Genomic DNA, 12,169 nt, shown 5'->3' on the forward strand with positions numbered 1-12,169 from the left:
GCACTTAATCTTAAAATTTGGCGATGATATTAGCTCTTTCGACGTTACTAAGCATAATGTGATGCTCTTGTCCGTCGACAGTCAGCGTGATCATATCGCCTTTAACTGCTACCAGATCGCCTTTAAAATTACGGCGACCATCTTGTGGAAGTTTAGTGCGCAAACGCACCTCTTCACCTTGCGCGTCCTCATAATGAGCTTGTTTGAATAATGGTCTATCCACACCCGGTGAAGACACTTCTAAGTTATATTCATTTGTAATGGGATCTTCTACATCCATAATCGCACTAATTTGGCGACTTACTTCTGCACAATCGTCAACATTAATACCATTCTCATGTTCAATGTACACTCTAAGTGTAGAATGACGACCCGCTTGCACAAACTCTAGACCGAGTAGCTCAAAACCGCATGCTTCAACAGCCGGCTCTAGCATTACGGTTAAATCTTGCTCGAGTTTTGACACAAATTACCTCCATACAAACAAAAAAAGGGCTCATGGCCCCATCAATTCAGCTGCATGTTCTTGGGCCTAAATTGCTAATATCTAGCACCAGACACAACAACGCCCCGAACCAAGCGGGGCGTCACACCAAAAACAAACTGTGTGGCCAAAGGCCGTGCTTGGTTGCGGACTGTACCAGCCTAAATTAAGCTTGCGCTTAAACGCAAAACGCGCATTACCATGAATGCGCGACCTTTAAGAAATATCAAATTTCTTAATATTGGTTGCGGGAGCCGGATTTGAACCGACGACCTTCGGGTTATGAGCCCGACGAGCTACCAGGCTGCTCCATCCCGCGTCCACATGCAGCAGTATGCTGCTCAATTGGCGTGTATTATAGAGATTGTTCCATTAATACGCAACAGCTAACTAGATAAAATAGACAGCGCTACACAATCCTCTATTAAATCCATTAGTTCTTTAACAATCATTAACATACAGCACTTGTACCCGTTTTGGTTTTCTCTATACTGCACATTTCTTACAATTAGGAGACAATAATATGAATAAAAGGTCATTCCAAGCAACAATTGCTGCGCTATCTACTTTAGTTTTTAGTGGTGTCGCAATCGCAAATTCATGTGCAAGTGCAGGCCCTCAAACACCACGCGATATAGATAACCTTGAAGGCGAAAATAAGCGTATCTTCAGTCTTGCACCTCCTTCATCACAGATGAACCTGTGTAATATTCACTTTCATAAAAATGCAGAACACAAAGCAAAAGATTTCTCAGTATTTGCAGGCGACAATAAATACGGCGGCTATCAGTGTAATGCAACGTCTAGCCTAACTGCAGCTGAATTAAAAGCACCAAAAGGTAAAGTATGTAAAAATGTTAAGCCTGGTGACACCATCGAAGTACATTGGGCACATAGTTCGTGTGATGTGAAGCCTGGTAAAGGGCTTGGCGCCTGCCTTAATGACCAATGCGCCAATCCAGATCTACGTGTAGAAACGCAAGTTTTCCTCGTTGTAAATGACGAAGATGCATTGGACTTCAATGATTTAAGCTATGATGGAAACGTTGTGAATGGCTATCATCAACCAAAGCATATTCCTAACACAACAGGTAAACCGGTCGAGTTTCTAGGCTCTACAACAGGACCTAGTTACAATGATAAGCAGTGCTCACCTCTACAAGTGACTTGGAGCGTTCGTCCAGCTTGTGCCAAAGTTGACATAAATAGTTTGGCACAGTGGTGCGAAGACAATGTGTTTGAAGAAGATCACGCTCACGGTGTTAGACAGCTAGTTACAGATCCTAAACTACTATCACCTATCAAGTAATTGAATACATTAATGCAGAAATAAACTCTTTTTATTTCTGCATTATTTACAATTAAGTTTGCAATCATAAAAGTCTCATGCCTATACTTGGGATTGATGCGGTTTTTTTATACAACATTTCGAGTCGCATCGTAGGCAGTTACCCAAGTTTATTTTGTTTTGTTTGTTGTATCAGATTAAGTGATGGCGAAACAGATTTGATTAAAAACTTGAGCACGGATCCGCTCTGATCGTAATTGGAGCGATTATGAGTATTTCACCTTATCAATATCAACTTTTGAGTCAGTCTTTTGCGACTATCAAGCCAAACTTTCACTGCTTCTGTGTGAGTTTCAACCATCGTCTGAAAATGCACCCAATGTCGATGGTCATTCCCGACGGTGAATCGCAAATTCTAACCATCGAATACCAACTACGAGCGTTTATTCAACAAAGCCTGATACGCATGGCGAATCAGCAAGAGTTATGCCGTTATATTATTGAAAATATAACCACAATTAAAGCGCTCCGTCCCTCGGCCTGCGATATAAGAATACTGTGCAACTGTTTTTTAGATACGCTTAAAGTTCACTTGGGTAAACAGTTTACATTAGCGGTAAGAAATGCATGGAAGCGTGCTTTACATATTGTCGCAAACGTACTCAAGGCCGAGCTATTTGGCATGTCAAATATTGTTTACTTAGACCAAATTAGACAAAAAAAACAAATTGGTCACTCTTGAAGTAAAGATGACAATTTAACACATAATCAGTAGACTGACCCTAAATTAGGTTAATTAGGTGAGTTTATGAAACGTATCGCTATTTTATTGGGTTTAAGTGCATTTTTTACCACAGGCTGTGATGTATTTGAGAACTCCAAAGCCCAAATTGAAGCGCAGTACTTAGCTGAGAATCAAGAGCTACAAGCCGTTATCGAGCAGATCCGTGAACAAGGGCTAGAAGCCATGGCCAAAAGCGCACAAGCAGGCACCATGGCAAGCTGTGTTGCAAGCAAACTTGATGGCGATCCGATGGGCGCATTAGTTGAAGTAGAAGGTGCGCTTCAAGACGGCGCTAGCGTAGCTGAGTTGGCAAATTCAATTGCCAGCTTAACAGAGCAGGAAATTAGCTTAGAAAGTATACCTGAGTTATTAAAAGCGGGCGCTGAAACCGTCACCTATTTGAAAACACTATTGTCAACATATGATTTAGCAGAACTGCAAACGCAGTTCAGTACAATGCTTGAGCAAGGGCAAACTAAAACCGAAGATATCGGTACGCACCTGCGTGGTTTGATCGAACAATGTAACTAACACTATTGCCGGTCATGCCTCGTAAATGCATGACCGTTCTTCCTACTAAAACAGTCTCCAACGACGTTTTTTAGTGCGTACCTTATGGACCCAGTTGACTTCTATCGTTGTCACAGCGAGAACATCACTGCGTGCCTTAGCTATCAATTCATAGCTAACACTTTCAATAGAGCCAAAATTAAGTGTATATGAAAAGCTATCAGTATTAGCCCAACACTGCAAAATGCGTTTAGATTCACTTTCTCTAAGGCAATAATCACCTGCTGTTGGTGCCGATATATCGAAAACAACATCAGCATAACAGGTACGTCCTTGGTTCAGTGCAACACATTTTGTAGGTGATGCATTCAATATTCCTTTATGTTTATCATTAGCAGTAGATTCTGTTGCCAGAGTTGCTAATGAAGCCCAAATTACCCAAGTGAATCTAAAATACATACTTCACTCCAGTAAAAAATACTCGGGCATAATTCGAGTCCACTAACGGACTACTCTTCACGCCTCCAGAGCCAATCAATACTGAAGCGCCAGCACTGTAAACCCAATCTTGTGCAATAGGATAGTTAACCTGTGTTTGGACAAAAACTGTCGCGCCATCACCTGCGGTAAAACCATACAAATAATCATTGACCTCAGACGGCGATACCCCATAAAAATAATTATTGAAGTTTTGTGAGTAGTAATTAGCGCCAAAGTTTAACCAAAGATCCCAATTACGAAGTTCAAAGTTACGCGTTGCTTCGATATGGAAAACCCAGCCATTGGAGTCACCGAATACATCATAGACCAATTCTGCTACAGCTAGAAAGTCACCGACTGTTCGGTAATATGCCAAACCCAAAGACTGATCAACTTTACGTTGCTTAATGGTTTTTAACGCTTCAACTGGAGTCTCTTCGTTGGAGTAATACCCTTTATCCGAAAATGGAATTTGATAGTTGCCAAAAATTGCATCTAACCCCCAATTTTCTTCTTGAATTAGCTGATAACCCAAATCAGAGCCACCAAAAAAGTCGCCCGAATGTGTGTTCAGATAAAACTGTTTATATTGGATTTTGGCATCAATCAAAGGTGATAGAGAGGAAAACTCATGTTTAGCGCCAATCAACTTTGGTAGCTTAGTATTCACATAGAAGGCCCCAACACTGAGTTGCCATTCAAAGTCATCTTCATCGTACCAAGGTTCAGCATATGCTTTACCCACAATGATGATATACAGTGTGAGAAGCACGGACGTTATTTTTTTCATTGCTTATTATCTTTATTGCGCGTTTGTGCCGAATTCAATCACAGATCATACCTGAGCATTTCTCATACAACAAGAAAACAATTAAAAACCAGCATTCCTATATTTGTACATGAATTTTATATAAAACATCATATTGTGGATGCCACCAATCGTGAAGCTAAGAAATTGTCTCTCTTTGAAAAGGCTGTAATCGGTTATTGCATTTAATCAGCCGGTTGACAAAGGCTTTAACCATGAAAGTGTTTGGATAAAGCGTATGTCAAATATAATCTGAAGGTAGGATATCGTATCTAGGCTATTTTCGCTCTGTAATTAAGCTGAACATTACTCAACTTACGGGTTTATGCTCTGCATGATAAACTTCACAAAAAAAGTCGAGGTGCAGTTAAGTGTCTCTCAACACGGCTCTTTTTTAGGATCAATCACGAATTAGTACGATATAAACACGCTTAGCGCTATGACCGTTATTCAGATCCCAAGTATTTAAATAGGACACGTTTGTAAATCTGTTCTATTGCCAATAAATCAGCAATCGCAACGTGTTCATTAACTTGATGTATCGTGTCATTTTTTACACCGCACTCAACTACCTGTGTTAGTTCATTAGCAAAAAAGCGACCGTCAGATGTTCCGCCTGCAGTGCTGAGTGATGGATATTGACCTAACTCTTGAGAAATCACATTCTCAACTAAAGATAAAAAGCAATTATCTACTTTTTTACCCGTATAAAATGACTCACACGGACGCTCCCAAGTCACCTTTATATCGGTATCAATGGTTTGAGCAACCTCAGTCAACCTTTGACAAATATCATGGCTTTTATATCCATGGCTGTAGCGCACATTAAACATGATTTCACAAGTCGCAGGTACCAAGTTATCAACGATGTTAGGCACTGTTAACCCCGTAACCTGAAGCGTCGTTTTAGAACCAGGTTCATCCTTTGACCAAGCTAAGTTTGCTAACTGAGTCACTAACTCACCTGCAATATGTGCTGCGTTGACAGTAAATTCAGGATAAGCGACATGGCCAGATTTACCCTGCACGGTAAAACGACCGGAGATTGCCCCCCGACGACCATTTTTTATTGTGTCACCGACATGCTTGTGAGACGTAGGCTCACCAACGAGACACGCGTCTAGCACCACTCCTCTTTGCTTTAAGTACTCAGCTATCAATACAGAGCCATCTGTTGCCTCCCCTTCTTCATCAGAGGTGATCAGCCAATAAAAAGTCCCCTGCTTTGCTATGTTTGCATTGCAAAAGTCCTTTGTAGCATTGAGCATAGCCGCCACTGAACCTTTCATATCAGCAGCCCCTCTGCCATAAATGACACCATCGATAATATCACCAGAAAACGGATCAACTCGCCATCCCTCTGAAGTGGCAGGCACAACATCTACATGGCCAGAATAAGAAAAAATAGGACCTTCACCAAACCTCCGATGCGCAATTAAATTTTTGACACCATTTGACTCAATGACTTCTATGTTAAATTCGAGTTCAGATAACCGTTCAGCAAGATATGTGATTGTCCCAGCATCATTTGGGGTCACTGAGCGGGCTTTAATCAAGCGTTGTAGTATCGATGCAACGCTGGGGACGCTTTTAGCATTATTTTTAAGTGGGTAAGGCATGAGCAATCATCTATCTGACTTTTTTCTCATTAAACGTATGTTAGGTGTCTAGATTATGACTGCTTAGTTGCATCTTTATGACTTAAGCTAGGTTCACCTGCCAAGCGCAATTATATTTGCGCACAATTAGCAATATAATTGCGTGCTAAAACTTAATCCAAATCAAACTTTCAAAAAATTCTGAAAGATGAAAAGTCAAATTTGATCTAGAACAGCTTTTTTTTCATCAAAGCCCTTACTATGGAGTCATTAAAAAGAACCACCTTGTTTAGGTTCAGGAGATGAAAATGAATAAACTAACAGCTGCTTTGATTTCAACTTTATTAGTAACAGCGCCACTTGCTCATGCACAATTTAGTGTTAACGTGGGTGCTATCCATGTAAACCCTATCGACTCGGCGTCTGCAATTAATGAAAACAAGGCATTAGGCCTGTCAGCCGATTCAGACACGCAGCTTGGTATCACGTTCGATTATCACTATAACGACAACATTGTATTCGAATTAGTGGCAGCCACACCATTTTCTCACACCGTAGAAGGTGCAGGTGGTTTAGCTGGTAATGACATTGCAAATATTAAACACTTACCACCAACACTTTTAGCGCAATATCACTTTTTTGATAAAAGTGCCAAGCTACGCCCATTTATCGGTGCAGGTCTAAACTACACGGTATTTTTCGATGAGGAGCCAACTGCTGCACTAAAGCAAACACTTGGTACTGATGACGTAAAAGTTGACTTAGACAGCTCCTTTGGATTGGCTTTACAGCTTGGTTTGAATTATGAAATCAATGACAAGTGGGGCTTACATGTGATGGTATCAAAAATGGATATTGATACGGATGCAACAGTATACGCAAATGGCGTAAAGGCTTTAACATCAGATGTTGAGGTCGACCCATTTGTTGCAATGATTGGCGCTAAATATAAATTCTAATCTAAGAATAACTTTCTCAATCTTGGCCACTTATGTGGCCTTTTTATTATTGACCTTTTTTTGCTCAAGCATTTCCTTCCAATGCACAATTTCATTTGGGAGTTCAGGTTGCTCGCCTTTAAACTCAGCTAACTCAAGTAAATCTTCGACAGCTACAATGCCCTGTCGACTTTTGAATACGCCTCTGACGTAGGCAATCGCATGCAAGCCTTTTTCAGAATGAAACTTCTGCTCTATGTAAAAGTATTTATGATCCCACCCGACCACGCGTGTGGTTACAGAGAACTTTTGCATCGGCTTAATATCTCGGATATACGTAATGGCCGTGGCATTGACTATTGGAAACCATTTTCGTTTTAGAATTTTATTTAAAAGTCCTAATCGCTCTGTCATCCAGGTTCTAGCAATATCCATCATCGCCAAATAACGAGAATTAGTAAGGTGTAAATTAATATCGCAGTCAGTAGGTAATGCTCTGAAGTCAATCGTTGTTGGATCCAACATGCCTTCGTAATTTTTATTTTGTTTAATTTTCCAAAATAGAAGCAGTAGTCGAAAGTATAGATTCATGTTTCAATTGGTCTAACCAGTAATTTGTCTCGCCAGTGTATCATAGCCTTTAATTGCAACAAGCGTGTTCAGTTATATATTTAATGACATGTTAAATTTTGAGCAACTTGCTTTATTTTATAAACTGAATTAAGTTTTCATTATCTTCAAGATAAGTATCTATTTATGAATAACATATTCAAACTTGGCTTCTGTATCACAGCCCTAAGCTTTAGCAATCATGCCCTCGCTAACTTTGATTTAGCAGGTAAGGGCATGGTGACTTACCCAACTGGGATTACCAAAAGTTTTGACTTCGGTTTTGGCTGGCAATCGTCTGATAAAAAATTCCGTATCGGCAAAAAAGCCTACTCTATGTCTCAGTTACCTGAGTCTTACTCTATTGCATTAACACTAAGTAAAGACGAGTCTCGAGTTTGGATCCAAGAGTTTAACGCGGGATACATCGAATCTTTTGAATGGCAAATTGGCACCAATAAGCTGCAATTAGCCAAAAAAGATTTTAAGGTTCCAGTAAAAGGAAATTACCTGCTTACCCTAAATAACGTTGATTACTTTCTAAGTCGCAACAATGTCAGTATTGATGTGCATTTTGATGAATCTGGTGTCAAACATGTGCGGCTGGAAGGGGTTACAAGAAGTATGGGTACCAAGAAATAGGTACCCATTTAAACGTATTGCTAGACTTTTACGGTTTTTCGGTTGATGCCGTATTCTCTGAGTTTATTTGCGACCGCCGTATGACTCAGACCCAAGCGCTTAGCTAACTGCCTAGAGCTGGGATATGCTGGATAGAGCTTTCTCAATAAAGTCGCTTCAAATCGCTTCACAGCTTGCTCAAGTGTCCCTTCAAAATCTGACTCAAGATACCCCAAATCATGCGTGAAAGTCGGTAGCTGCATATTCTCAATGCGCAACTCTTTATCATCCAATAATGACACCGCTCGATAAATGGCATTTTCAAGCTGACGTACATTACCAGGCCAAGGATATTGCTCTAAAAACTCTAAACACTCAGGATGTAACGAAGGTACCGCTTGACCATTTTGCTGTGCATATTTCTGAATAAAATGCTCTGCCAACGGTTTGACATCTGCTTTACGGTCTCTCAGCGGCGCAATTTCTAGCGTCAGTACGTTAATTCGATAGTAAAGATCTTCTCTAAAACCACCTTCTTGCACCATCGCCGGTAAGTCTTTTTGCGTTGCGGCGATAATGCGCACATTGACTTTGACTTCATTCTCATCACCCACCTTTCTAAAGGTGCCGTCTTGTAAAAAACGCAGCAGCTTAGTTTGCAGCTGTTCAGACATCTCGCCCACTTCGTCAAGAAATACGGTACCGCCATCTGCTTGCTCTAATACGCCGCGTTTAGAGGGGACTTGCTCATCGAAACTCGCGTACCCAAATAATTCCGACTCAGCCACGTCATCTGGTAGCGAGGCACACGACAAAGCGATAAAAGGTTTTAAAGAGCGATTTGATGCATAGTGACATGCTCTGGCTAATAACTCTTTACCAGTGCCTGTTTCACCCGTAATTAAAATTGGGGCTTCTAATTGAGCCATCTTGCGCGCTTCACGAACAACACGTCGCATTGCGGTACTTTGATTGTGAATAGTCGCGAAACTTTCTTGACCATAACGTCTAAACGCACTGACCTGTTGCCCTAAACGGCTTTGCGACTTGATATTAATTACCGCACCTGCCAGCACATCACCTTCTGTTCCTTGAGGCACAGAAATCGGTAGGATATCAGCAATATAATCTTCGCCCGCAACTTCCACCCGTGTTGTTTGTCCCAACACTTCGCTGCCTTCTAGCCAACGGGTAAAATTAAATCCTTTGAGCAGTAAATTAATACTACTGCCTATGACTTCGTCAAGGGATAAGTTTAAGTCTCTGCACGCCGCATCATTACAGTGCCGAACACCACCTTTAGCATCAATTGAAATCACCCCATCAGGTAACGCGCTTAATAACGTATTTAATTCATTGTGCTCTCGCTCAGATGGCAGGAAAGCCGTCGTGCGAACGTCTTCAACACCATCAATAAGCCTAATTTCAGGCATGATTTTTTGAAACTGCTCAAATTCAATGGGGGGAAAGCTCACATACATACGGCAATTCACAGAGTCGACTTCAATCCCCTTTAAATCAACTCTATAGTTCACCAATATATTGAGTATTTCTTGTGCAATACCTATACGGTCGGCGCAATGAATCTCTAAACGCATCTGTTCCTCAAAACGGTTTTTTACCTCTGGGCGGATCATACTCTAAGAATAGTCTTCAGCCTAGCAAATTGTAAACATTTTTGGACAGATATTTTATAAGTCATAATTAATGATAATGACCTATAATAAATACATGATATTCATAGCATTTAATTGAAAATAAAAGATTGCAAGCCATTCATCTTACAATTTATAATACTAAATAACTAAACAATGTTAAATAAATGGTGGGAGAGCCAATGAAAGCAAAAATAGTAGCCATAGTTCTAACAACCATTTTTATTAGTGCATGTTCTGTTGAAGACCCATATGAAACAGGCCCTACTGAGTCACAACAAACCGAGCAAGCGGAACAGGATAAGCAGCAAGCAGAGTCAGTACAATGGCAAATAAGCCTTTTTGACACCACGAATAACGGTGTAGAGAATGCATCAATCGTTATCGACGGCAATACCTACCAAAGTGATACAAATGGCGTTGTTTCAATACCCACTTTAAAACAAGGTAATTATAGTATTGCAGTCATTAAAGAAGGGTTTGAACCTTTATTGACCACAATCCAAGTATTAAATAATAACCCTCAACTCCAATTACAATTAACAGCAAAACCAGCTGATTCACTGACTTTATTTTTTGCTGGTGATACCATGTTTGGCCGACGTTATATGGATCCTAGTTTAACCACCATGGGCAACTCAGTGCCTGATGTTGAAGGCGCGCTGATCCGAGCTGCCTCGGCAGCGCAAAACGCCATTGAGCTTACTCGTTATATCAAGCCTTTGGTCGAGCATGCTGATTTTTCATCGGTTAATCTAGAAACCCCCATTTTAAATACCCCAACAAGTGTCCACCCTACAAAAGAGTTTGCTTTCTTCTCATTGCCTGAGACCCTCCAAGGGCTCACCGAAATTGGCGTCGATTACGTTGCACTGGGTAATAATCACGTTTATGACTATTTGCAGCCTGGGTTGCAAGACACCGTAAAATACGTGTCGGAAGCGGGGTTGCTTTTCAGCGGAGTCGGCAATAACAATACTGAGGCCTATGCACCGCTCATCACCGCTGTCAAAGGCATGTCAATCGGGCTCGTTTCCGCAACTTCTATTACAGGTGATGATAATCCCATCAACTATGTGGCTGAGGCGCAAAAAGGCGGCGCAGCAGATCTCACAGAAAGTCAGCAAGCTATCTCTGCCGTCGAGCAAGCAATCGCACAAAGTGATTATGCTATAGCCCAATTGCATGGTGGTGATGAATACTCATATGCACCTACTCGATATATTTCAAATCGCTTTAATTTACTGAGTAACCTGCAACCAGACCTATTAATTGCGCATCACCCACATGTTGCCCAGGGGTTTAGTTTACTCAATAACACGCCTGTGTTACTTGGACTTGGCAACTTTGTATTTGAGCAAAACCGCATCGAAACACTGCTTGGAGTCGCCGTGCTCCTCGAAGTCTCTCCTAAAGCGATACAAAAAACCACACGTGCTAGAGCGTATCCTATTTACCTAGAAGACTATCAACCTAAATTAGTTACCGGCTTTTTAAGTGACTATTTAATGAGACGACTCGGTGAGTTCTCACAAGAGGGAGTTTCTGTGATCCCCAAACACGGATACGCAGATATCGACTTTTATAATACCCAGGTTCCAAACCCAGTGGAAACAGCGCAAATCACACTCAGTGCAGGCCAGCATATTATTGATTTAAGAGAGTTTGTACCGAGCAATGCCTTTTTAACTAAGGTATCATCCAGCAGTTCAGTATCACTAAAACTAGGTAGAGATTTAATGTTGTTTGGTGATTTCGAGGATTGGGATAACGATGACACTTTTGGAGAGGTTTCACGTTGGGAAAATGACAGCGACAACATCACACCTTGCTTAACCGGCGCGCGTAACGGCAGACAAGCGATGTGCATGGTGCGAACTCAATTCGACAATCGTCCATTACGTATGCCTTTCAAGCATACGATTAGAACTATGCCAATTACGCCCAACGAGTCTACATCAGAAGCCTATCACGAAATGAGCCTATATGGTTACAACAAAGGGATGAATGCGGGTGCACTTGATGTCGAACTCTCAATCACCACATCTGAAGATAACCTGCTCTTTTCTGAACAGACAATTCGTATTTCAGAGCCGGGGGAATATGATTGGCGTAAGTTTGAATATAGCTTTTCATTGCCGGATGATACAAATACCCTTGGGCCAGAACAACTTCCTGCTCGCGCCGTTAAGCTGACGTATTTACACTCCCCCCCCGACAGTGGTGAAGCAACACTTATCCTAGACGATTTAGCCTTAATATCGTGGCAAAAAGATATTTCATTGTCAGACAATGTTTGGCAAGACAAATCCATTCATGGCTTGGATTTTTTACGGGTAACCACACAACAGGATGTGACTTTATCTTTTGAGTTTTCGGCATTTAATTAGGTAT

General features: G+C 41.1%; 12 protein-coding genes and 1 tRNA gene. 6 read left to right on the forward strand and 7 right to left on the reverse strand.

Annotation, left to right across the window (positions count from 1 at the left end; translation table 11 throughout):
• Positions 1 to 10: 10 nt before the first annotated feature.
• Together rimP and N473_RS08385 are read right to left on the reverse strand one after the other, a co-directional pair.
• The gene (gene rimP, locus N473_RS08380) at positions 11 to 466 is read right to left on the reverse strand and encodes a ribosome maturation factor RimP (RefSeq protein ID WP_039611540.1); all 456 of its coding nucleotides are present in this window, start codon (positions 464 to 466) and stop codon (positions 11 to 13) included.
• Positions 467 to 726: 260 nt separating this feature from the next.
• A tRNA-Met gene (locus tag N473_RS08385) sits at positions 727 to 803 on the reverse strand.
• Positions 804 to 1,007: 204 nt separating this feature from the next.
• On the opposite strand from N473_RS08385, the gene N473_RS08390 reads away from it, so the two are divergent.
• From N473_RS08390 to N473_RS08400, 3 genes are all read left to right on the forward strand, one after another.
• Positions 1,008 to 1,793: a delta-class carbonic anhydrase gene (locus N473_RS08390; RefSeq protein WP_063367519.1), complete on the forward strand. Its 786-nt coding sequence runs from the start codon at positions 1,008 to 1,010 to the stop codon at positions 1,791 to 1,793.
• Between the two features lie 247 nt (positions 1,794 to 2,040).
• Positions 2,041 to 2,514, forward strand: coding sequence for a globin (locus N473_RS08395; RefSeq protein WP_063367520.1), 474 nt, complete (start codon positions 2,041 to 2,043; stop codon positions 2,512 to 2,514).
• Between the two features lie 66 nt (positions 2,515 to 2,580).
• The gene (locus N473_RS08400) at positions 2,581 to 3,087 is read left to right on the forward strand and encodes a hypothetical protein (protein ID WP_063367521.1); all 507 of its coding nucleotides are present in this window, start codon (positions 2,581 to 2,583) and stop codon (positions 3,085 to 3,087) included.
• Positions 3,088 to 3,132: 45 nt separating this feature from the next.
• Here the strand turns inward: N473_RS08400 and N473_RS08405 are convergent, their stop codons facing one another.
• From N473_RS08405 to dapE, 3 genes are all read right to left on the reverse strand, one after another.
• The gene (locus N473_RS08405) at positions 3,133 to 3,525 is read right to left on the reverse strand and encodes a DUF3019 domain-containing protein (protein ID WP_063367522.1); all 393 of its coding nucleotides are present in this window, start codon (positions 3,523 to 3,525) and stop codon (positions 3,133 to 3,135) included.
• A complete protein-coding gene (locus N473_RS08410) occupies positions 3,515 to 4,336 on the reverse strand; it encodes a MipA/OmpV family protein (RefSeq protein WP_063367523.1) in 822 nt (273 codons plus the stop codon). Before N473_RS08410 ends, N473_RS08405 begins: the two co-directional genes overlap by 11 nt.
• A 464-nt stretch (positions 4,337 to 4,800) precedes the next feature.
• Positions 4,801 to 5,973: a succinyl-diaminopimelate desuccinylase gene (dapE, locus tag N473_RS08415; RefSeq protein ID WP_063367524.1), complete on the reverse strand. Its 1,173-nt coding sequence runs from the start codon at positions 5,971 to 5,973 to the stop codon at positions 4,801 to 4,803.
• A gap of 287 nt (positions 5,974 to 6,260) precedes the next feature.
• Here dapE and N473_RS08420 point away from each other — a divergent pair, with 287 nt between their 5' ends.
• A complete protein-coding gene (locus tag N473_RS08420) occupies positions 6,261 to 6,911 on the forward strand; it encodes an OmpW/AlkL family protein (RefSeq protein WP_081221031.1) in 651 nt (216 codons plus the stop codon).
• 30 nt (positions 6,912 to 6,941) lie between these two features.
• Here N473_RS08420 and N473_RS08425 read toward each other — a convergent pair whose 3' ends face one another.
• The gene (locus N473_RS08425) at positions 6,942 to 7,481 is read right to left on the reverse strand and encodes a thioesterase family protein (RefSeq protein WP_063367526.1); all 540 of its coding nucleotides are present in this window, start codon (positions 7,479 to 7,481) and stop codon (positions 6,942 to 6,944) included.
• 165 nt (positions 7,482 to 7,646) lie between these two features.
• Between N473_RS08425 and N473_RS08430 the strand changes: the two genes are divergently transcribed.
• Positions 7,647 to 8,141, forward strand: coding sequence for a hypothetical protein (locus N473_RS08430; RefSeq protein WP_063367527.1), 495 nt, complete (start codon positions 7,647 to 7,649; stop codon positions 8,139 to 8,141).
• Between the two features lie 20 nt (positions 8,142 to 8,161).
• Here the strand turns inward: N473_RS08430 and tyrR are convergent, their stop codons facing one another.
• Positions 8,162 to 9,718, reverse strand: a complete 1,557-nt coding sequence (tyrR, locus tag N473_RS08435) for a transcriptional regulator TyrR (protein WP_039612134.1) — start codon at positions 9,716 to 9,718, stop codon at positions 8,162 to 8,164.
• Between the two features lie 239 nt (positions 9,719 to 9,957).
• Between tyrR and N473_RS08440 the strand changes: the two genes are divergently transcribed.
• Complete coding sequence (locus N473_RS08440; protein WP_155735557.1) at positions 9,958 to 12,165, forward strand: CapA family protein; 2,208 nt, start codon at positions 9,958 to 9,960, stop codon at positions 12,163 to 12,165.
• The last annotated feature ends 4 nt before the right edge of the window (positions 12,166 to 12,169 follow it).

Source organism: Pseudoalteromonas luteoviolacea CPMOR-1 (assembly GCF_001625685.1).
In the GTDB taxonomy this organism is placed as follows: domain Bacteria; phylum Pseudomonadota; class Gammaproteobacteria; order Enterobacterales; family Alteromonadaceae; genus Pseudoalteromonas; species Pseudoalteromonas luteoviolacea_K.

Bases quoted from the DNA above. Each gene is read 5' to 3' on its own strand.
- N473_RS08390 (WP_063367519.1), top strand. From the start codon at position 1,008: ATGAATAAAAGGTCATTCCAAGCAACAATTGCTGCGCTATCTACTTTA.
- N473_RS08395 (WP_063367520.1), top strand. From the start codon at position 2,041: ATGAGTATTTCACCTTATCAATATCAACTTTTGAGTCAGTCTTTTGCG.
- N473_RS08400 (WP_063367521.1), top strand. From the start codon at position 2,581: ATGAAACGTATCGCTATTTTATTGGGTTTAAGTGCATTTTTTACCACA.
- N473_RS08405 (WP_063367522.1), bottom strand. From the start codon at position 3,525: ATGTATTTTAGATTCACTTGGGTAATTTGGGCTTCATTAGCAACTCTG.
- N473_RS08410 (WP_063367523.1), bottom strand. From the start codon at position 4,336: ATGAAAAAAATAACGTCCGTGCTTCTCACACTGTATATCATCATTGTG.
- dapE (WP_063367524.1), bottom strand. From the start codon at position 5,973: ATGCCTTACCCACTTAAAAATAATGCTAAAAGCGTCCCCAGCGTTGCA.
- N473_RS08420 (WP_081221031.1), top strand. From the start codon at position 6,261: ATGAATAAACTAACAGCTGCTTTGATTTCAACTTTATTAGTAACAGCG.
- N473_RS08425 (WP_063367526.1), bottom strand. From the start codon at position 7,481: ATGAATCTATACTTTCGACTACTGCTTCTATTTTGGAAAATTAAACAA.
- N473_RS08430 (WP_063367527.1), top strand. From the start codon at position 7,647: ATGAATAACATATTCAAACTTGGCTTCTGTATCACAGCCCTAAGCTTT.
- tyrR (WP_039612134.1), bottom strand. From the start codon at position 9,718: ATGCGTTTAGAGATTCATTGCGCCGACCGTATAGGTATTGCACAAGAA.
- N473_RS08440 (WP_155735557.1), top strand. From the start codon at position 9,958: ATGAAAGCAAAAATAGTAGCCATAGTTCTAACAACCATTTTTATTAGT.